General features: G+C 63.7%; 18 protein-coding genes. 7 read left to right on the top strand and 11 right to left on the bottom strand.

All coding sequences use genetic code 11. The annotated features are described in order from the left end of the window. Positions 1 to 80: 80 nt before the first annotated feature. From ACFB49_RS04855 to ACFB49_RS04845, 3 genes are read right to left on the bottom strand one after another with little or no spacing between them, the layout of a single operon-like run. Entirely contained in the window at positions 81 to 1,127 is a 1,047-nt protein-coding gene (locus tag ACFB49_RS04855; protein ID WP_380876675.1) for a homocysteine S-methyltransferase family protein, read from the bottom strand. After that, positions 1,124 to 2,065 (bottom strand): methylenetetrahydrofolate reductase, encoded by a 942-nt coding sequence (gene metF, locus ACFB49_RS04850; protein WP_380876673.1) that lies wholly within the window; start codon positions 2,063 to 2,065, stop codon positions 1,124 to 1,126. Before metF ends, ACFB49_RS04855 begins: the two co-directional genes overlap by 4 nt. Further along, a complete protein-coding gene (locus tag ACFB49_RS04845; protein WP_380876670.1) occupies positions 2,062 to 3,024 on the bottom strand; it encodes an ArsR/SmtB family transcription factor in 963 nt (320 codons plus the stop codon). The genes metF and ACFB49_RS04845 overlap by 4 nt, the downstream gene beginning before the upstream one ends. A 111-nt stretch (positions 3,025 to 3,135) precedes the next feature. Here ACFB49_RS04845 and ACFB49_RS04840 point away from each other — a divergent pair, with 111 nt between their 5' ends. From ACFB49_RS04840 to ACFB49_RS04830, 3 genes are all read left to right on the top strand, one after another. Next, on the top strand, positions 3,136 to 4,038 hold the full coding sequence (locus ACFB49_RS04840; protein ID WP_380876667.1) for an MlaA family lipoprotein: 903 nt from the start codon (positions 3,136 to 3,138) through the stop codon (positions 4,036 to 4,038). Positions 4,039 to 4,182: 144 nt separating this feature from the next. Further along, complete coding sequence (locus ACFB49_RS04835; protein ID WP_380876666.1) at positions 4,183 to 4,422, top strand: hypothetical protein; 240 nt, start codon at positions 4,183 to 4,185, stop codon at positions 4,420 to 4,422. Positions 4,423 to 4,561: 139 nt separating this feature from the next. After that, positions 4,562 to 4,783, top strand: coding sequence for a hypothetical protein (locus tag ACFB49_RS04830; protein ID WP_380876664.1), 222 nt, complete (start codon positions 4,562 to 4,564; stop codon positions 4,781 to 4,783). 78 nt (positions 4,784 to 4,861) lie between these two features. On the opposite strand, the gene groL is transcribed toward ACFB49_RS04830, so the two are convergent. Both groL and groES read right to left on the bottom strand, forming a co-directional pair. Next, a complete protein-coding gene (gene groL, locus ACFB49_RS04825) occupies positions 4,862 to 6,514 on the bottom strand; it encodes a chaperonin GroEL (RefSeq protein ID WP_380876661.1) in 1,653 nt (550 codons plus the stop codon). Between the two features lie 53 nt (positions 6,515 to 6,567). Further along, positions 6,568 to 6,855, bottom strand: a complete 288-nt coding sequence (gene groES, locus ACFB49_RS04820) for a co-chaperone GroES (RefSeq protein ID WP_380876659.1) — start codon at positions 6,853 to 6,855, stop codon at positions 6,568 to 6,570. Positions 6,856 to 7,125: 270 nt separating this feature from the next. Here groES and sppA point away from each other — a divergent pair, with 270 nt between their 5' ends. Together sppA and ACFB49_RS04810 are read left to right on the top strand one after the other, a co-directional pair. Beyond that, positions 7,126 to 8,994 (top strand): signal peptide peptidase SppA, encoded by a 1,869-nt coding sequence (gene sppA, locus ACFB49_RS04815; RefSeq protein ID WP_380876657.1) that lies wholly within the window; start codon positions 7,126 to 7,128, stop codon positions 8,992 to 8,994. After that, positions 8,994 to 9,530, top strand: coding sequence for an arsinothricin resistance N-acetyltransferase ArsN1 family B (locus tag ACFB49_RS04810; RefSeq protein WP_380876655.1), 537 nt, complete (start codon positions 8,994 to 8,996; stop codon positions 9,528 to 9,530). The genes sppA and ACFB49_RS04810 overlap by 1 nt, the downstream gene beginning before the upstream one ends. Before the next feature lie 20 nt (positions 9,531 to 9,550). On the opposite strand, the gene ACFB49_RS04805 is transcribed toward ACFB49_RS04810, so the two are convergent. Further along, a complete protein-coding gene (locus tag ACFB49_RS04805) occupies positions 9,551 to 10,891 on the bottom strand; it encodes an SRPBCC family protein (protein ID WP_380876652.1) in 1,341 nt (446 codons plus the stop codon). Between the two features lie 150 nt (positions 10,892 to 11,041). Here ACFB49_RS04805 and ACFB49_RS04800 point away from each other — a divergent pair, with 150 nt between their 5' ends. Both ACFB49_RS04800 and ACFB49_RS04795 read left to right on the top strand, forming a co-directional pair. Next, positions 11,042 to 12,451, top strand: a complete 1,410-nt coding sequence (locus ACFB49_RS04800; protein WP_380876649.1) for an SRPBCC family protein — start codon at positions 11,042 to 11,044, stop codon at positions 12,449 to 12,451. A 32-nt stretch (positions 12,452 to 12,483) separates the two neighbouring features. Then, complete coding sequence (locus tag ACFB49_RS04795) at positions 12,484 to 13,059, top strand: TetR/AcrR family transcriptional regulator (protein WP_380876646.1); 576 nt, start codon at positions 12,484 to 12,486, stop codon at positions 13,057 to 13,059. Between the two features lie 10 nt (positions 13,060 to 13,069). Here the strand turns inward: ACFB49_RS04795 and ACFB49_RS04790 are convergent, their stop codons facing one another. From ACFB49_RS04790 to ACFB49_RS04770, 5 genes are all read right to left on the bottom strand, one after another. Further along, positions 13,070 to 15,442, bottom strand: a complete 2,373-nt coding sequence (locus ACFB49_RS04790) for a TonB-dependent receptor (RefSeq protein WP_380876643.1) — start codon at positions 15,440 to 15,442, stop codon at positions 13,070 to 13,072. 258 nt (positions 15,443 to 15,700) lie between these two features. After that, entirely contained in the window at positions 15,701 to 16,294 is a 594-nt protein-coding gene (locus tag ACFB49_RS04785; RefSeq protein ID WP_380876640.1) for a carboxymuconolactone decarboxylase family protein, read from the bottom strand. Next, positions 16,291 to 17,631 carry an SRPBCC family protein gene (locus ACFB49_RS04780; RefSeq protein WP_380876638.1) on the bottom strand — a complete coding sequence of 447 codons (1,341 nt, stop codon included), beginning with the start codon at positions 17,629 to 17,631 and terminating at the stop codon, positions 16,291 to 16,293. The genes ACFB49_RS04785 and ACFB49_RS04780 overlap by 4 nt, the downstream gene beginning before the upstream one ends. A gap of 103 nt (positions 17,632 to 17,734) precedes the next feature. Further along, the gene (locus ACFB49_RS04775) at positions 17,735 to 18,139 is read right to left on the bottom strand and encodes a nuclear transport factor 2 family protein (RefSeq protein ID WP_380876635.1); all 405 of its coding nucleotides are present in this window, start codon (positions 18,137 to 18,139) and stop codon (positions 17,735 to 17,737) included. A 12-nt stretch (positions 18,140 to 18,151) separates the two neighbouring features. Then, positions 18,152 to 20,662 carry a TonB-dependent receptor gene (locus tag ACFB49_RS04770; RefSeq protein ID WP_380876633.1) on the bottom strand — a complete coding sequence of 837 codons (2,511 nt, stop codon included), beginning with the start codon at positions 20,660 to 20,662 and terminating at the stop codon, positions 18,152 to 18,154. Positions 20,663 to 20,847: the final 185 nt, after the last annotated feature.

Raw genomic sequence — 20,847 nt, 5'->3', positions numbered from 1 at the left:
GGTCCACCGTGCAGCGGGAGAGGTCGTGCCGGTGGATGAGTGGATGCTGAAACAAGTTCAGCATGACGTTGATTCTGGGACTACGCCGCCAGCACCATCGGTTCCAGCCCGGCCAGCATCGTCCGCACCGGCGGATTGGCCAGAGCGCGCGGCGTCGCGCCATGCACCGCGTGCCGCATCGCCGCGATATGGCCCGGCGTCGTGCCGCAGCAGCCGCCGACCACGTTGATCAGACCGGTATCCGCCCATTCGCGAATGAAGCCGCCGGTCGTGTCCGGCTCCTCATCATATTGGCCGAGATCGTTGGGCAGGCCTGCGTTCGGATAGACCATCACCAGCGTATCGGCGAGGCTGGAGAGCGCCGCGACATGCGGACGAAGCTGCGGCGCACCGAAGGAGCAGTTGAGCCCGATCGTCAGCGGCCTGGCATGGCGCACCGCCGCCCAGAACGCCTCGATCGAATGGCCGGAAAGGTTGCGGCCGGACATATCCGTCACGGTGAAGCTGATCATCAGCGGCACTTCCACCCCGCGCGCATCGCCTGCCTCGATCGCGGCCATGATGCCGGCCTTGGCGTTCAGCGTGTCGAAGATCGTCTCGATCAGGATGAAATCGACCCCGCCATCCAGCAGCGCATCGATCTGGTCGCGATAGACGTGCTTCAGTTCGTCGAACTCGATCGCACGATAGCCCGGATCGTTCACGTCCGGGGACAGCGACAGGGTCTTGTTGGTCGGGCCGATCGCGCCCGCCACGAAGCGCGGACGCCCGTCCTTGGCTTCGGCAGCGCGAGCGGCGTCGCGCGCGATCTGGGCGGCCGCGACGTTCATGTCGCGCACCAGATGTTCGGCGCCATAATCCGCCTGGCTGATCGTGTTGGCGTTGAAGGTGTTGGTCGAAACCATGTCCGACCCCGCGTCCAGATAAGCCTCGGTGATCTCGGCAATGACATGCGGCCGCGTGAGCGCCAGCAGGTCGTTATTGCCCTTCTGGTCGAAGCCCAGCTCGAGCCCGCCGCGATAATCCTCCTCGGTCAGACGATAGCCCTGGATCATCGTACCGAAGGCGCCATCGGTCAGCAGAATGCGCTTGGCGGCTTCTGCGCGGAAACGGTCGGCGGCGGTCATGCGGCCTTCTCCTGGGATTTGCTGGCGGGCCTGAGGCCCAGCAGATGGCAGATCGCGTAGCTCAGCTCGGCGCGATTCAGCGTGTAGAAATGGAAGTGGCGCACGCCACCGGCATAAAGCTTGCGGCACATCTCGGCCGCGATCGTCGCGGCGATGAGCTGGCGGGCGGCCGGATGATCGTCCAGCCCCTCGAACAACCGGTCCATCCATGGCGGGATGGCGGCGCCGCACATGGCCGCGAACTTGCGCGTCTGGGCGACGTTGGAAACCGGCAGGATGCCCGGCACGATCTCCGCATCGATGCCTGCCGCCTCTGCGGCGTCGCGGAAACGGAAAAAGGCCTCGGGCGAGAAGAAGAACTGGCTGATCGCCCGGTTCGCACCGGCGTCGATCTTGCGCTTGAGGTTGTCGAGGTCCGCCGTCACGTCGGTCGAATCCGGGTGGCATTCGGGGTAAGCGGCGACCGAAATCTCGAACGGCGCGACCGATTTCAGCCCCGCCACCAGCGCGGCCGCATTCTCGAAGCCCTGCGGGTGCGCCACGAAACTCTCGCCCATCCGCGGCGGATCACCCCGAAGTGCCACGATGTGCCGCACGCCCGCCGCCCAATATTCGCGGGCGACGTCCAATATCTCCTCACGGCTCGCATCGACGCAGGTGAGGTGCGCAGCAGCCGGAATGCTGGTCTCGCGGGTGATGCGGGCGACGGTCGCGTGCGTGCGCTCGCGCGTCGATCCGCCGGCGCCATAGGTGACGGAAACGAAACGCGGCCCAAGCGGCGCCAGCGTTTCGATCGCGCTCCACAGCGTCTCTTCCATCTTCTCCGTCTTGGGCGGGAAGAATTCGAAGCTCACCTGGCAGTCGCCGGCAAGGTCGGCGAACAGCGGCGCATCGAGCGCGCGACGGGCCTCCTCCATCTGGGCGAGTGAAACGCTCATGCCGCAATATCCTCATGGTCCTCGGCGGAGGCGCGGCGCCCCAGCCATAATTTCACGGTCAGTTCGCCACCGTCGAGCGGCTCGACGGCCTCCATGTCGAGGCCCGCTGCCGCGAACCATCCCGCCATCTGCTCATCGTCGAAGCCCAGGCGGACATGCGCGTCGCGCGTGCGAAGATCTTCCCTCTCGTGGCGATCGAAATCGACGATCAGCAACCGGCCGCCATTGCCCAGCAGTCGCCCAGCCTCGGCAATCGCCGCCGCCGGCTGGTGCGCATAATGCAGCACCTGATGGATGATCACGGTATCCGCCGATCCGCTGGGGAGCGGCAGCGCATACATATCGCCCTGACGCAACTCCGCCCGGTCGAGCCCCGCTTCGGCCAGTTTCGCGCGGGCCATGCGCAACATTTCCGGGCTGCGATCGACACCGAGCGCGCTGGTTGCACTCGTGCCCACCAACTCGATCATACGCCCGGTGCCTGTGCCGATATCCACCAGGCGACCGATTGGCGCCGTGCCCAGCACGCGCTGAATAGCGATCTCGACCGCACTCTCGGCCACGTGCAGCGAACGGATGGCATCCCATTCCACGGCATGGGCGGCGAAATATTCTTCGGCCGCCGCGGCGCGGTCGGCACGCACCGCTGCCAGCCGGGCGATATCGGCCACCGCCCAATGATCCCCCGGCTCGTCGGCGGCCCATGCGTCGACCGCAGCCAGCAGCGGCGCAACGCGCCTCTCATCGCCCAGGGTCAGGAAAACCCAGCTTCCCTCCTTGCGGCGATCGGCCAAACCGGCATCGGCAAGGATCTTCACATGGCGCGAAACGCGGGGCTGGCTCTGGCCGAGCACCTGTGCCAATTCGCCGACCGAAAGCTCCATTGCGCGCAGCAAGGCAATGATCCGCAACCGCGTCGGATCCGCCAAGGCGCGGAAGGTATCGAGCATCCGTCTCATAAGGAATAAGGATATAAAGATATCTTTATATCCGTCAAGCAACTTGTTCCCCCGCCGCCCCTATGGCAGGCGCTCCTCAAGGGCGGAGAATCGTTGCAAGAGGCCGTTTCCATGCGTGTTTTCGTTACTGTCGCCGCTGCTGCGCTGCTCGCCGGCTGCGCCACCACGCAAAGCGCTGATCCAGAGGCTCAACGCGATCCGCTGGAAGGTTTCAACCGCGCCGCCTGGGGCTTCAACGATGCGATCGATACCGTCGCGCTGAAGCCGGCGTCGGTCGTCTACCGCACCGTCACTCCGCGCGCGGCGCGGCGCGGCATCCTCAATCTGTTCGACAATCTTACCGAGCCATGGTCGTTCATCAACAATCTGCTGCAGGGCAAGCCCGATCGCGCGATGAACAGCCTTGGCCGTTTCGTGATCAACACCACGATCGGCGTCGGCGGCCTCGCCGATCACGCCAGCGATCTCGGCCTCAGGCCGACGCGTGAGGATTTCGGCCAGACACTTGCCGTCTGGGGCGTGAAGGACAGCGCCTATCTCGTCCTGCCGCTGGTCGGCCCCTCCACCGTGCGCGACGGCGTCGGCGTCGGCGTCAACTTTCTCGCCGATCCGGTTGATATGTGCCTGCGCCGCTGCACTGACCTCACCTTTTGGGAACGGCAGATCCCGCGCGCCGTAAACCTCGCCAGCCAGCGCGCCTATCTGACCGATTCCGGCGCGGATACCTTGCTCAAGACCAGTCTTGATCCCTATGCGGCCGCCCGATCGGCCTTTTTCCAGCGGCGCGCCGCGGAAATCGCGGATCAGGAAGAATCGATGGAAGGCGGCAGCGACGCCGATGTCGATGCCGCGATCAAGGATCTGGAAGCCGAGGTTCCGGTCGAGACGCCGGACGATGCCGTGCAACCGCCGGAGGCAGCTTCTCCGGAAACGCCCACGCCCCAGCCGGAAACTCAACCCGAGCCGCAGCCGGACGGCGCCGAAACGGCCCAGCCGGAAACTGCGCCGAAATGATGAGTCTACCGGAATAAGAGAGATTGCGTGCCCCATTGGAACTCGATAAAGGATGCGTCGCTGGTTTCGGGGGAAACACGCCTGATCGTTGATTAAGCGGCATCCACGCATCCATCAGCTATTGCCACCTGGAGGGTTTAGCCCATGAAGAAGATCGTTGTTCTCTCGCTCGCCGCCGTTGCTTCGCTCGGTCTCGCCGCCTGCTCGAAGGAAGAGGCCGCTGTTGCGAACGACACGGAAGTCACCAACGCTGTCGACGCCAATGCGACCGTCGAAGAAGCCGTTGCTGACGTGAATGCGACTGCGGACAACGCCGTGGCCGACATCAACGCCACCGTTGAGAACGCCACCAACGCTGTCGAGAACGCCACCAACGCTCAGTAATGGCGTTTTTCGCGCGCCGTCCGCGGCGCGCGATGGCACATCGAGATCAGGGGCCGTATTCCTTCGGGGATGCGGCCCCTTTTCTTTGGGCATCAGCCGGAGCTAGATTCCGCGCAGTTCCAGGCTTCGGAGCAGGCGCATGTCGGGATTGGTTCGACCATCAACCTTGATCGCAGCGGCGCTGGCGCTTGCCGCGTGCAGCTCATCCACTTCGCCCACACCGGCCGTGGACAATCTGACGCAGGCTACTCCGCCTGAAATCGAAGACGTATCGTCGGACGGCCTCACCCTCTCGCCGAACAGCATTCACGACCGCGAGAGCATGGGCGCCATCAACAACAATGGCGAAGACGGCCGCTAGATCCTGATCCTCGCCGCACGCAAAAAGGGCCGGGAATCACTCCCCGGCCCTTCTTGTCTTGGTGATGGAAGCCCGGACTTAGAAGTCCATGCCGCCCATGCCACCCATACCGCCCATGCCACCGGGCATGCCGCCCATGGCCGGCTTGTCTTCGGGCACGTCCGAGATCGCCGCTTCGGTGGTGATCAGGAGACCGGCCACCGAGGCCGCATCCTGAAGCGCGGTGCGGACGACCTTGGTCGGATCGATCACGCCGGCCGCAACCAGGTTCTCATACACGTCGGTCGACGCGTTGAAGCCCTTGGTCTCGTCATTCTCGCGCAGCAGGTTGCCCGAAACGACCGCGCCATCATGGCCCGCATTCTGGGCGATCTGGCGGACCGGGGCAGTGATCGCCTTGCGGACGATGTCGATGCCACGGGTCTGGTCCTCGTTCGCACCAGTCACGCCCTCGAGCGCCTTGGTGGCGTAGAGGAGAGCCGTGCCGCCGCCGGGAACGATGCCTTCTTCGACAGCCGCGCGGGTGGCATGCAGGGCATCGTCCACGCGATCCTTGCGCTCCTTGACCTCAACCTCGGTCGCACCGCCGACCTTGATGACGGCAACGCCGCCAGCAAGCTTGGCCAGACGCTCCTGGAGTTTTTCGCGATCATAGTCGGACGTGGTGTTCTCGATCTGCTTGCGGATCGCTTCGACGCGGCCCTTGATCGCATCGGCATCACCGGCGCCATCGACGATGGTGGTGTTGTCCTTGTCGATCGTGACGCGCTTGGCAGTGCCCAGCATGCCGACGGTAACGGTCTCGAGCTTGATGCCGAGATCTTCCGAGATCAGCTCGCCCTTGGTCAGGATCGCGATGTCCTCGAGCATCGCCTTGCGGCGATCGCCGAAGCCCGGCGCCTTGACGGCCGCGACCTTCAGGCCGCCGCGCAGCTTGTTGACGACGAGCGTGGCGAGAGCTTCACCCTCGATGTCCTCGGCGATGATCAGGAGCGGGCGGCCCGACTGCACAACCGCTTCCAAGATCGGAAGCATCGCCTGCAGGTTCGACAGCTTCTTCTCGTGGATCAGGATGTACGGGTCGTTCAATTCGACCTGCATCTTTTCCGGGTTGGTGATGAAGTAGGGCGACAGATAGCCGCGGTCGAACTGCATGCCTTCGACGACGTCGAGCTCGAAATCGAGACCCTTCGCTTCCTCGACGGTGATCACGCCTTCCTTGCCGACCTTTTCCATGGCTTCGGCGATCTTCTCGCCGACTTCACGGTCACCGTTGGCGGAGATGATGCCGACCTGGGCGATCTCGCTCGTGCCGGCAACCGGCTTCGAACGCGACTTCAGGTTCTCGACCACCTTGGTCACGGCGATGTCGATGCCGCGCTTGAGGTCCATCGGGTTCATGCCGGCCGCGACCGACTTCATGCCCTCACGAACGATCGCCTGGGCGAGAACGGTCGCAGTGGTGGTGCCGTCGCCAGCGACGTCGTTGGTCTTCGAGGCCACTTCGCGCACCATCTGGGCGCCCATGTTCTCGAACTTGTCCTTGAGTTCGATCTCCTTGGCGACGGTCACGCCGTCCTTGGTGATCCGCGGAGCGCCGAACGACTTGTCGATGACGACGTTGCGGCCCTTCGGGCCCAGGGTCACCTTCACCGCGTCGGCGAGGATGTCGACACCGCGCAGGATGCGCTCGCGGGCGTCACGCGAAAACTTGACGTCTTTCGCTGCCATGATCTGTGTTCCTCTAATCTAATTGAATCTGGAAAAGGTCAGTCGAACTATCTTCAGCCAACGATGCCGAGGATGTCCGATTCCTTCATGATCAGCAGGTCTTCACCGTTGATCTTGACCTCGGTGCCGGACCACTTGCCGAACAGGATGCGATCGCCGGCCTTGACGTCCAGCGGGGTCACCTTGCCATCTTCCGACTTCGCGCCGGCGCCGGCGGCGACGACTTCGCCTTCCTGCGGCTTTTCCTTGGCGGTGTCGGGGATGATGATGCCGCCGGCCGTCTTTTCTTCGGCCTCGACACGACGAACCAGCACGCGATCGTGCAGCGGACGGAAACTCATTGCGCGTCACCCTTTCAGGTCTGGCGCCCACGGAACCCGCCTCCCTGAGGTCGGTCGAATCCGCGGTGCGCGGTGGGAACGAATGATCTGTTAGCACTCACGCGTGGTGAGTGCCAGCCGCCATATGGGGCAGCCATTTCCACCGTCAAGCACGACCGGGGAGATTTTTTCCACCGCCATTCCGCCACCTGTGTCCGGCTTGCGGCAATCGCCCCTTTCAAGCGGGCAACGAACAGGATAGCCCCTGCATGTTTCAGCTTGGGGACGATGATGCGGTTGCTGCGCGGCTTCTGGAAGATTCTTGTTGGAGTCAAGGACGCGCTCGTCCTGATCTTCATGCTGCTTTTCTTCGGCGGCCTATATGCACTCATGTCTGTCACGCCCAAGCCGGTAACGGCGGGCAGCGGCGCACTGGTGATCGATCTCGACGGGCGACTGGTGGAACAACCCGCCCAGCCCGGCACGCTCGATGCGCTCACCGGCGGCGGGCCGGAATCACGGGAATACCGCCTCCGCGATGTGATCCGCGCACTCCATGCCGCCGCGAAGGATTCGTCGGTGAAGGCCGTCGTCCTCGATCTCAACAATTTCTCCGGCGGCGGACAGGCGACGCTGGCCGCCGCCGCCAAGGCGCTCGACAAGGTGCGCGCCGCCAACAAGCCGGTGCTGGCCTATGCCACCGGCTATAGCGATGACAGCTACCAGCTCGCCGCCCATGCCAGCGAGGTGTGGGTCGATCCGTTTGGCGCGGTGCTCCTCACCGGCCCAGGCGGGTCAAACCTCTATTACAAGGGGCTGCTGGACAAGATCGGCGTCGAGACCAAGGTCTATCGGGTCGGTGAGTTCAAGTCGGCGGTCGAACCCTATACCCGCACCGATCAGTCGCCGGAGGCGCGCGCCGCCAATCAGGCGCTTGTCGATGCGCTGTGGGCGACCTGGCAGGCCGATGTCATCCGCGCCCGCCCCCGTGCGCGCCTGGCCGCCTATATCGCCGCACCTGAACAGGCGATCGCAAGTGCTGGCGGCGATATCGCCACGGCCGCGCTCAAAGCGGGGCTGGTCGACAAGGTCGGCGACAGCGTCGCGTTCGGCAAGCGCGTGGCGCAGCTTGCGGGCGATGCCGATGATCGGGAAGCCGGCGACTATAAGGCGATCCCGCTCGATAGCTGGCTCGCTGCCAATCCCGAGGCATCGTCCGGCCAGATCGGCGTACTGACGATCGCGGGCGAGATCGTCGATGGCGAGGCCGCGCCCGGCCGCGCTGGCGGCGACACCATCGCCAAGCTGCTGCTGGACGAACTTGCCAAGGATCGCATCAAGGCGCTCGTCGTCCGCGTCGACTCGCCCGGCGGCTCGGTTACCGCGTCGGAGCGGATCCGCGAAGCGATCATGGAGGCGAAGCGGAAGAAGCTGCCGGTCGTCGTCTCGATGGGCACCTATGCCGCATCGGGCGGCTATTGGGTCTCTACCCCCGCCGACGTCATCTTCGCCGAGCCCGCCACTGTCACCGGATCGATCGGCGTGTTCGGGCTGCTGCCCAATTTCTCGGGCACGCTCGCGAAGGTCGGGCTGACGTCCGATGGCGTGAAGACGACGCCGCTCTCCGGCGAGCCCGATCTGATGCGCGGCACCTCGCCCGAATTCGATCGGCTGATGCAGGCTGGCATCGACAATATCTACCGCCGATTCACCGGCCTGGTCGCGCAGTCCCGCAAGCTGCCCGTCGCGCGGGTGAACGAGATCGGCCAGGGCCGCGTCTGGGCCGGCAGCACCGCGCTCGGCCTGCGCCTCGTCGACAAGACCGGCGGCCTGGAAGACGCCATCGCCGAAGCCGCCCGTCGCGCGAAGGTCGCGCCGGAGGATGCCCGCCCGCTGTTCATCGAACGCAACGCCAGCTTCCTGAGCTGGCTGCTCGCCGGCATGGTCCAGGGCGAAGAAGCCGCCGAGCCGCGCGACGTCTACACCCGCGTCGCCCGCGCGCCGGAACGGCAGATGCTACGCGCGTTCCACGATCTCAAGGCGATGGCCGAAGGCCCGGTGATCCAGGTCCGCTGCCTCGAATGCCCGCTGGGCGACGCCCCCTCCCCGCGCACGCGATCGGGCTTCGTCGAACTGTTGCTGGCCCGCCTCGGCTTCTGATGGGCGATCTTCGCCTTCGCGCCGTCACGCCCGACGACGCGGAGGCGATTGCGGCGATCTACGCTTACTACGTCACCGATACCGCCATCACCTTCGAGGAGGAGGCACCGGACGCCACGGAGTTTCGCCAACGAATCGCGGCCGTGACGACGCGCTTCCCCTGGCTCGTGGCGGAACGAGACGGCGCGATCCTTGGCTATGCCTATGCCGATCTGTTCCGCACCCGCGCCGCCTATCGCTGGGCGGCGGAAACCACCGTCTATCTCGCACGGGGCGCAGAAAGGCAGGGCATCGGCCGCGCGCTCTATCTACCTTTGCTCGATGCTATCCGGACACAGGGCTATGTGACGGCCATCGGCGCCGTCACCCTCCCCAACCCGGGGAGCGCGGCGCTACACGAGGCGCTCGGCTTCCGCCGGATCGGCACGTATCACGGTGTGGGCTACAAGCTCGACCGCTGGCACGATGTCGGTCTCTGGCAATGTGACCTGACCCCGCGGCCTGCTATGCCCAAGGAGCCGATCGCACAGGTTTGATGCCTTTGCCTTTCGCCGGCTTACCGCCTTCCCTCCACATAATCGTTCAGCACCTCGTGGAAGCGGCGGACGCGGCCTTCCTGGCCGCTGAGATAGGGATCGGAATAGCCGCGCGAGTGGAAGCCCTGTTGCTGCGCCACCGCGACGGAGAGATCCTGGTCGATGAAGTCGCCGAGATGGTGGCCACCGGAGCTTTCGCCATAGGTGGAAACTTCATGCTCCGCCTCCTCATAAGGCCGCATTCCATAGACGGTCGCCACCTCGTCGCGGCCGGCGATCCGCGGCACGAAATACCAGTAGTCGAAGGTGCACCATTCGGGGTCGCTCGCCAGCGGCTCGGTTCGGAAGAAATGGACACCGTCGGGGGTGCCGGTGATCGTCACGTTCGGGAAGATGGTGTGGTGGAAATAGTCCGTCAGTTCATCGTCCGCGAGACGATCGAGATAGGCCATGCCGCGATCCGCCGCGCCTTGCCGCTTGGCCGCCTGCAGCGCCAGCCGGCCATCGCGGGCGCGGCCTTCATAAGCGGCGGGATCGAGCCCCCATTCCTCCAGCATCATCTCCCACACCGGCTCCACCATGTTGGGAAAGTCGGCGCGCATAGAAGGCTGACCGCGCTCGATCATGCGGTTGTGGCCGTTGGGAAACATGTCGAAGACGGTGTTCTTGTAATCCTCGTCGATCATCTGCCGCATCTGCGGATGGACCGTCGGCAGGTGATAGCTCTCGTTGAAATTGTCGGGCGAGAATTTCCAGTTGGTGTTGACCTTCACCGTCCGCCAGACGACGCGGACGAGATCGTCGAGGCCGCGGCCCGCCAGCAGATCCGGGATGGGATGGAGATAGTCCAGCAGCGGCTTGGCTTCCGGGTCCATCGAATACCAGACGAAGCCGCCCCAGACGGCGCAGGGCACTTCCTTCAGCTTCAGCTTGCCGCAGGGTGAGCCTTGCGGAAAATCGTCCGGGTCCTGCGCGTCGAGCAGCACGCCATCCAGCCCCCAGAGCCAGCCATGATAGGAGCAGGCGAGGCCGCGAGCGACGCCGCCCGCCTCGCCCCAGACCAGCCGGTTCCCGCGGTGCTGGCAGCTATTGTAGAAGGCGCGGACCGATCCGTCCTGCTGGCGGACCATGACCACCGATTCCTTCAGGAAATTGTGGACGATGAAATCACCCGGCTCCTCAAGCTGGACCATCCGGCCGCCGATGTGCCAGACGCGCGTCCACATTTTCTGCCATTCGGCATCGGCCCATTCAGGCGAGAAATAGCGTTCCGCGGTGATCGGATCGCCGCGTAGCTCGATCACGCCGCATTCGGGCACGGTGGGATATGAGGCGGCTTCCGGCGGCGTGGTCTGCAGCATGGCTCTCTCCGTCTCGCCGGCTATCGCGGCGCTCCGACAAGCTTAATCGTCCCAACCGGATCGACGAACAACTCCACAAATCACCAGCTTTTCAGCCGTCGAGTTACATGACATTTGTCATAAAAAGAGATAGCCCGACGGAGAGACGCGATGAATGCACCCGAACGCCTGCATACCCCCGACCTCAGGCCCGGCGACGCCCGCTGCCCCGGCGCGCCCACCGTTCAGGAGGTACTGCGCGCCGATCCTGACGCCGATCGGCAGCCGCCATCCTATCGCATCGATTCCTACCGCTTTCTCGGCGACGCCGACATTCCGTTCGAGCGCTATACCGATCCCGCCTTCTTCAAGGCCGAGATGGACCTGATGTGGCCGCGGGTGTGGCAATGGGCGTGCCGAGAGGAGCATATCCCCGAAGCGGGCGACTTCTACGTCTATGATATCGGCCCATGGTCTCTGGTCATCACCCGCACCGAAAGCGGGGAGATCAAAGCCTATTACAATGCTTGCCTGCACCGTGGCACCAAGCTGAAACCCTCCTTCACCCAAGGGTGGAGCCCCAAGCTCGCCTGCCCCTTCCACGGCTGGACCTGGGATCTCGACGGCAAGCTGATCGAACTGCCCTGTTCCTGGGATTTCCCTCATGTCGATCACGACAAGGCGCGACTGCCGGAAGCCCGAGTCGGCACCTGGGGCGGCTTCGTGTTCGTCTGCATGGACGATGATGCGCCGTCGCTGGAGGAGTATCTTGCACCCCTGCCCGATCATGCCGCCCATGCCGAGCTCGCCGACCGTTATGTCTCGCTCCACATCCAGAAGGAGCTGCCGTGCAACTGGAAGGTGGCGTCAGAGGCGTTCCTCGAATCCTATCACACCCATGTCACCCACCCGCAGCTTCAGAACGGCACGGGCGACACCAACACGCAATATGACACGTTCAGCCCGCACATTAACCGGCTGGTGAGCCTGGCGGGCGTCGCCAGCCCCTATAGCGGCGGCAGCGTATCCGAGGAGGAGATATTGGAGACGATGGTGCTGGGCGATCGCAGCTCGCTCAGCGAGCCGCTGACGGTGCCCGAGGGCGGATCGGCCCGCAGCGTGATGGCCGATTATTTCAAGGCAGCGATCAAGGCGGGCGGCAAGGATCTCGACGATCGCAGCACCGCCGAGATCATTGATACGGTCGGCTATTTCGCCTTTCCGAACGGGCACTTCTTCTTGGCCCCGTCCTTCCCGATCATCTACCGTTTCCGGCCGTTGGGGATGGATCATACCCGCGCGCTGTTCGATCTGATGCTGCTCGCACCGATCCCGCCGGGCGGCAGGCCCGATCCCTATGAGCCGGTGCGGATCGGCGTCGAGGACAGCTATGGCAGCGTGCCCGGCGTCGATGCGTCGCTGGGTCAGATCTACGATCAGGATACCGGCAATATGGGCTGGATGCAGGAAGGCATGGGCGCCGCCAAGAAGCGCAGCGCCACCTTCGCCAATTATCAGGAATCGCGCATCCGCCACATCCACCAGACGATCGACATGTATCTCGGCCTCGCAACAGGATGACGAAGCGAGATCAACGCGCTAACTGATCGGCGATGCCAAGGATCGTCGACCATGAAGCCCGTCGTCGCGATGTCGCGCGGATCGCCGCGCGGCTGATCGCGGCCGCGGGCCTCGACGGCGTGACGGTGCGGGATATCGCCCGCGAGGCCGGGTTCAGCACCGCGGTCGTCTCGCATTATTTCCAGAACAAGCGCGAATTGCTGCTGTTCGTCTATCGCAATGCGATGCTGGAAACGGTGGTCCGCGTCCGCAAGCGGCGCGACCGCGGCAACGATATCCAGAAATGCCTGGAGGCGATCCTGCCGCTCGATCGCAGCCGGCGCGACAATTGGAAGGTCTGGTTTGCCTTCTGGGGCATGGCGCTGGAAGACGCGCATTTCATGGCCGAGCAGTTGCAGCGCGGGCGCGAGGCGCGGCAACTGATCTACGAACTGCTGGAAACCGCCTCCAACGTCCCTGCCCGTTCGCCCGAGGAGCGCGACATGCAGGCGCGGCGGCTGCTCGCGACCGTCACCGGGCTTTCGAGCCAGTCGACCTATGACCCGGTCGACTGGCCCCGCGCGCGGCTGTGCGCGCTGCTGGCGGCGGAGATCGCCGCGCTCGGCTGAAAGGCCTGCGTCAGAATTCGACCTTCACCGACGCGCCATATTCGCGCGGGGGCGCATAGTTGGTGAGGCCGAGCGTCCCCGGAGAGTCGAACACGCTGGCGATGTAGCGGTTGTCGAGCAGGTTGCGAGCCCAGAGACCGACCGTGAAGGTCTCGCCGGTCGGCATCCAATCGAGGTTGGCGTTGACGAGATGGGTCGGCTGCACCCGTGCGCGTGGCGTATCGACGATCGACGTCAGCAGCTTTTCGGACGTGTAGCTGTAGAGGACGTTCGCGCGAACCGATCCCTGGCCGACATCGAACTCATAGGTCGCGCCCGCGGCGGCCGCCCATTTCGGCGCGTTCTGAAGCCGCTCGCCATCAAGATCGAGGGTCGAACCGTCGGGCTGCGAATAAGGGAAATTCTTATATTTCGCATCGAGATAGGCGACCGATCCGGTAAGCGTCAGCCCATCGACCGGCAGCGCCGTCACATCCAGTTCGAAGCCCTTGATGCGGGAGCTTGCGGCATTGAGGATGGTGTTGCCCTGCACCAGGCTGGCGCCCGATCCGACGAAATAGATCTGGGCCAACTGCATGTCGCGATAATTGGTGTAGAAGACCGCGAGATTGGTGCGTAGCCGGCGATCGAGGAAGTCCGCCTTTGCGCCGACTTCGAACGTGTCGACCTCTTCCGGATCATAGGGGCCAAGATCCTGAGGGATGCCGATGCGGCCGGTGAAGCCGCCCGACTTGAAGCCGCGCGCCCAATAGCCATAGATCATTGCGCCGGGCGCCACCTCATAATCGAGGCCGATCTTCCAGCCGACATTGTCCCAGCTCTTGGAATCGCGCGGCGGCGCGACATTGCCGATCAGGATGTTGGGCGTGCCATCGGGCGCAGTGCCATCGAAGGTGGTGACGCCACCCGGCGCCAGCGTGGTCAACGTCGACGCCTCCATCGTCGTCTTTTCATGGGTGTAGCGGATGCCGGCCTGAAGACGGAGGCTGTCAGTCAGGTCGATATAGCTCTGGACGAACAGCGACCCCGACCAGTTATCCTGATCCTGCAGATTCTTCTGGAACAAGCCCGGCAGGCCCTTGGTCACTGTATCGGTGGCCAGATCATAGGTGACGCCGCCCGCGAAATCGATCCGAAGATCCTGATAATGCTTGTAATGATCCTTGAGGTAGAAGCCGCCGACGATGACGTTGATGGAATCGGAGAAGTCGATCGACGTCCGCAATTCCTGGCTGAACTGCCAGCCCTTCGTCCCGCGGCGCGTATCGATCAGGAAGACGGGCGTGCCGTCCTGATCGGTAAATTCGAACAGCTTGAAATCCTTGTAGGCGGTGATCGACGTGATGTCGCCGATGCCGGTGTTCGCCCAGTTGATCGTGAGGCCGGCGCGGAAGGTATCCATGTCGCTCTTGTCGGGAACGCTGTCGTTGGCGGACAGATATTTGTCCGGCGCGTCGCAGCGCGTGCCCGGAGGCAAGCAGGGCGATTCATACATGTTGCGGAAGCCCGCGGGCACAAACTCCGCCTCACCCGGAATATCGCCCGCCACCACGATCGGCGATCCGTTGCGAGCCATGACATATTCGGTCATCAGCGTCGCATCGAGATCATCGGTCGGCGCGAATTTGAGCGCGGCGCGGAACTGCGTCACATCGCGCTTGCCCATGTCGGAGCCGTCGACGACATTCGTCACCCAGCCATCGCGCTGATCATGGTTGAAGACGAAGCGGCCGGCGAGTGTATCGCTGAACGGCGTGTTGACCGCGCCACCGATCGTGAGATGGTTCCAATTGCCGTAGCTGGCGTCGAACTTGCCCGCAAACTTGGTCAGATCGGGCTGGACGGTGACGACGTTGACGACGCCACCGGTCGTGTTCGCGCCAAACAAGGTGCCCTGCGGGCCGCGGAGAATTTCGACGCGATCAATGTCGTAAACGTCGAGCAGCGCACCCATCGAGAAATATTGCGGCACGCCATCATAGACGATCGACACGGTGTTGCCGGCATAAGGGTCCGGCTCGATGATGCCGATGCCACGGATCGTGAAAACGGCCGTGTTCGGCGTATTGGAAAAATTGTTGATCTGGATGTTGGGCGTGACGCCCTGCAAGCCTTGCAACGTCGCGATATGCGCGTCGGCGATGGCCTGGCCGGTCACGGCGCTGACGGCGATCGGGACGGTCTGGAGATTTTCGGACTTCTTCTGCGCGGTGACGATGATGTCCTCCAGGCCGCCTTGGCTTTGCTCGGCACTCGCGGTCTGCGGTGGGGCGGCGGGCTCCGGCGGAGGCGTTTCCTGCGCGTGAAGCGGGCCGATGGCGGCAAGACCTGCCAGCCAGCTTGAAGCCAACATACGCGTCGACAATCGCGAAATGCGAGACATCTCTCCACCTCCCCAGCGACCGAGCCACCCGGTCAATTCGATCCGGCAGACTCGCCAGATCGGTTGGAACGACTGCCCTTTGGACAGTTCTTTTTCTTACGACTGTCACATTACGGACGGAGGGGATCGAGACGCACCTGTTACTTTGCGTAGTCCCCTTTTCCGCTAGGGAAGACGTGCCTCGCGGGCATCGTGGTCCGCCGATCACAAGCGTCGGAAATGGACGGACAACCAGCCCATTTGGCTATCCGGCCAGGATCAGCGAACGATGACGGGCTCTCCGCTCCAGGGGGTGATCGGCGCGCCGCCGCGGGCACGATAGGCTTCGGGCAGTTCCTCCACCATGTCCCATGTCGCGCCGAGCCGGCCGAAACCGACACAGAAGGCGACCCAGCACCCGAGTTCGACGATCTGACCCTCGTCGAAATGCTCGCGCAGCCGATCATGCACGCCATCGTCGATCGACAGATGGTCGGTTGCGAAGCGATCGGCATAATCGAGCGCGGCCCGTTCGGCGGGCGTGAGATCGGGCGCGTCGGCCGGGCGCTCCAGCGAGCAGACCAAGGCCTCGTCCACTCCGTCCGCCACGGCATCGCGATAGCGGATCGCCAGGCAGCTCCGGCACTGATTGTGCCAGGCGATGCGCAGGCGGACGAGCTCGATCAGCCGTTCGGGCAAGGACCGATCCTGCTTGATGCCGGCGCCCAGCGCGATGATGCCATTTGCGATCGCGGGGCGGTGCGCGAACATCCGCATCGTCCCCTGCTCCAGCGGCGTCGCCTGATCGGCGGCGAAGGTCTCGCGCAGCTCGGCGTCCCATTGATCGACGCCGAGCTTGGCGATCCGGCTCACCGGCGGCCCTCGATATAGTCGTTGAGCACCTCGTGGAAGAAACGGACGCGGGTTTCCTGGCCGGTCAGATAGGCGTCGCGATAGCCGCGCGAATGCATACCGCGCTGCTGGCCTTCGGCGAGCATCATGTCCTGATAGACGATCTGCCCCTCGATCTCCGGCACGCCGCGACCATTGTCGAAGGCGCGATGCTCGAACTCGGCTTCGCGCATGGGGCGCGGGCCGGCCATGATCGATTCCACCTCGGTCTGCCCCGCCACCGGGAACGCCATGCACCACAGATCGAAGGTGCATTTGTTGGGATCGTCCGGGTGCGGCTCGGTGCGGAAGAAGATGAGATTATCGGGCAGGAACGAGATGGTGACATTGGGAAAGATCACCGTGTGCGGGCTGTCCGTGATCTCCTCATCATCCATATGCTCGTAATGGAGGTAGCCCCGTTCCTGCCACAGCCGACGCTTGGCGGCCTTGAGATCGAGCCAGCCCTGCATCGCCCGGGTTTCGTAATCGGGGTAGGAATCGGGATCGATATCCCACTGCCGCAGGATGAAATCGAACGGGTGCGGCACGCCTTCGGGCAGGCGATCGGATAGCGAAGGCCGCATCGGCTGCACCGTCCGGCCATGGCCGCCCGGATACATTTCATGCCGCGCGGTATCGACATCCTGATCGATCCATGGCGGCACCTGCGGATGCGCGGTGCGGGTGTGGTAGCTCTCGCTGAAATTGTCGGTCGCGAACTTCCAGTTGGTGTTGAGGTCGATCTTCATCCAGAAGACGCGGACCGCGGTATCCATCGGGTAATTCTTGTAGATTTCGGGCATCGGCGCGAGGAAATCGGCCAGCGACGGCGCATCCTCGCTCATCGTGTACCAGACGAAACCGCCCCACGTATCGCAGCGCAACTCACGAAGCTTCAATTTGCCGCAAGGGTTGCCCTGGGGGAAATCATGCGGGTCTTGCGCGTCCTTCAAGACGCCGTCCTTGCCCCACAGCCAGCCATGGTAGGGGCATTGGAAGCCCCGCATCACGCTGGCGCTGTCCCACACCAGCCGCTGCCCGCGATGGCCGCAGACATTGTAGAAGGCCTTGATCGATCCATCCTCCTGCCGGACGCAGAAGACGGATTCGTGCATGAAATCATGGACGATATAGTCGCCGGGCTCCTCCAGCTCGGCGGTGCGGCCAGCAACGTGCCAGATCCGCGTCCACATATGATCCCATTCCTTCCGGGCGAAGTCCTGCGACCAGTAACGGTCGCCGGTGATGGGATCGCCGCGCAGATTGGCGGCATCGCGGCCATCAAGCGTGAGGGGATGGGGAATGGGGGTGGTCACGGGCATGGCCTCCGAACGCGAAACGGCAGGATCGGGGCTATCCTGATCCTGCCGCCTGCCCTTCGAAACTGGCGCATTCGCCAGCCTCGCAACGTAACGAATTTCAGGCCGCCTCGACTGCCGGCCCGGCAGCCTGCGCCACTTCCGCGGTATCGAAATAATAAGGCGTGATGCCGCTGATCTTGTCGCCGCGCAGATGGAACACCTCGGCCACCTTCATCGCCAGCCGCTGCCCCGTATGGCGGGACGTGGCGTTGATGGTGAGCAGGCCGATCGCATTGTCGGCCGAGGTGACGATATCGTGCATCTCAATCGACGGATCAGCCCAGAACGCGAACACCTTGGTGTAAAGCCTCTGCAGCGCATCCTTGCCTGCGTAGGTGCCGCCAAAGGGCAGGCTGTTCGCCTCGACGATCTTGAAATCGTCGGTGAGCTGCGCCTCCACCTCATCCCACTTGCCCGCAGCGGTGAGCGCGTAGAGATTTTCGATGCGTTGCCGGGTATCCATGCGCTTCTCCAATCAGAATTTGGTGCTGACCTGCAGCATCACCGTGCGCGGCAGGCTGCCGAAGCCGAGCTGATCGGCATGCAGCCCCGGGGGCGAACCCGCCGGCGGCGTCGACGGACCATCGACCACGCCGGTCACGTAGAACTGGTTAGTCAGATTCTTGCCGATCAGCGCCACCTGCCACTTTTCGTCCTCAGAACCGAAGCGGATGCTGGCGTCGAACGTCGCATAGCTGCCCTGCTTCGAATCCGGGTTGTTGAAGGCAGAGGCGAGATAGGAGTCGCTGTAGCGGACATCCGCCGAGAGGCCGAGCTTGTAGCCGTCGCCGATCAGCGTGTCGTAACCGACGCCGAAATTGCCGGTCCATTCAGGTGCGACCGACAGCGGCGCGCCTGAAAGATCCTGGCGGGTGAAGGTGCCGGTGGGATCGGTGACGACGATGTTGCAGCCCTCCGCCGCGCTCTGGCCCGCATAGCAAGGCGCCGCCGGGAAGCTGGTGTAGCGGGCGCGGTTATAGTTGATCGAGCCGTGGACGTTCAGGCCGTCCAGCGCGTGCGGCGCATATTCGAACTCCAGCTCCACACCCTTGGTCCGTGCATCGGCCGTGAGCGTCTGGAAGGCGAAGATTGGCGAGTTGAAGAAGTCGACCTGAAGATCGCTATATTTGTAGGTGTAGGCGGTCAGGTTCAGGCGCAGCTGGCGATCGAGCAGGGTTGTCTTGACGCCGACTTCGAAACCGCGCGCCTTTTCCGGATCGAAGGTGAGATCTTCGACCGGCGAGGCCGAGAATTTCGAGTTGATGCCGCCGTTGGAGAAGCCGCCCGACTTGTAGGCGGTCTTGTAGGCGCCATAGACGAGAATATCGTCCATCGGCTTCCAGGTGATCGTGGCTTCCGGCGACCAGTTGTTGAAGGTCTGGTTGGCCGTCACCTCGCCAAGCCCGTCCGGATCGTTCTGATCGCGGAAGATGCTCTGGACCGCGATGTTGTTGTACGGCTGGGTGAAGAAGCTGTCCTTGGTTTCATGCGTGTAACGCACGCCCGCCCCGACTTCGAGCGTGGGCACGACCTTCCACGTCACCTGGCCGAACCCGGCCAGCGTCTCGCCATCGGTGAAGCTGGTCTTGGTCGTCGCGAGATAGCGATAGGAGTCGGCAACCCGGCTGTCCTCGATATTCGCGAACATGATATATTGTTCGAACTTGCGCTTGGTCTTCTGGTAAAGGCCGCCGACCATCAGGTTGATCGGGCCGTCGAAGGTGGTGAGCGCGCGAAGTTCGCTTGAAAAGGCGTCGAACGACGAGTTCTCGGTCGCCCAGGTCCCGGCCGCGCTCGACTGGAAATCGCAGGCGCAGGCCCAGCGATTGTTGTTCCAGTTATAGTTGGTGACGGACGTTATCGTCACATCATCCATCTCGTAATTGATCGTGCCCGTCGCGCCCCAGGACCGATAGAGATTGTAGAGATCGCCATCGGACTTCGAGAAGGGGAAGGTCGCGGCAATATCGGTCGGGATATTGTTCTGGTGGGTGACGAAATCCTTTTTGCACTCGAAACCGTTGAGCTGCGATGATCCCGTCGGGCAGGCATAAGCGACGTAATTCCACGAGGAATTGTTGACGCTGTTGCGATCGACGGACGCCTTCAAGGTCGCGGTGAGGCCGTCGACCGGCGCTTCCCACTTCAGCGTGACGCGGCCGATGAACTCCTCCTCGCCCGGAGCATCGCGCGCGGCGGGTGTTGCGACATGCGGCGTGACGGCGCCGGTCGCGATGTCCAGGGTCGAATACGTGACCGGATCGGCGACATTCTTGTAATAGCCGCCATACATCTTCGATGCGCGTACCGCGACGCGCACGCCCAGCGTGTCGGTCAGCGGGCCGGAGGCGATGCCTTCAAGCTGGATCTGCTCCGCATTGAATTCATACGACGCCCGCGCGCGATATTCGATTTCGTCGGTCGGATCGGCGGTCGTCAGCGAAATCACGCCGGCTGTGGCGTTCTTGCCGAAGAACAGCGCCTGCGGCCCCTTCAATATCTCGACCCGGCCAAGATCGAAAAAGCCTTCGTTGATGATGCGCCCTTGGCCGTAATAGACGCCGTCCACGACGATCGCGACCGACTGTTCGATGCCGATCGACGTCGAGGACGAACCGATGCCGCGCATCGTGAGCTGGGCGCCCGAGCCGTTCGAGGCGCGGCCGACGGTGAAGTTCGGCGTGCGCGCTGCGACTTTCTCGAGGCTGGTGAGATCCTGTTCCTGGATCGTCTTGGCCGAGATCGCCGTCACGGCAACCGGAATGTCCTGCACGCTTTCCTGGCGCTTGCGGGCGGTGACGACGATATCCTCAAGCCCACCCGTAGTGGGCGCTTCCGCGGTGGCGGGCGCGGCAGCCGGCGGCGGGGCCGCGGCCGGATCGGCAGGTGGTGTCTCCTGCGCCGCAGCGGGGTTGGCCCCTGCCAGCGCAAGAGCGATCACGCTGCTCGCGCCGAACCAGAGCGGAGAGACCTTACCATGATGCATTAGATTGCCCTTCTCCCTGTATCCGCGGCGTCTATCGGCGCACGGATCATCCAGCCTGAGGTCGCCCCTCTTCTTTCAACATGCGTGGAGGCTGTCCTTTGCCGTTCAATGCGCCCACGGTCCGATCGCGTCACCCTGTCGAATCCAGCAGGTGTGAAGTGGCCGGCCGAGCGGGAAAACAGCGT

The sequence above is a fragment of the Sphingomonas sp. DBB INV C78 genome (assembly GCF_042693015.1).
Taxonomy (GTDB): Bacteria; Pseudomonadota; Alphaproteobacteria; order Sphingomonadales; family Sphingomonadaceae; genus Sphingomonas_E.
Note: the sequence above shows the minus strand (reverse complement) of the source record. Positions and strands in the feature narration are given on the sequence as shown.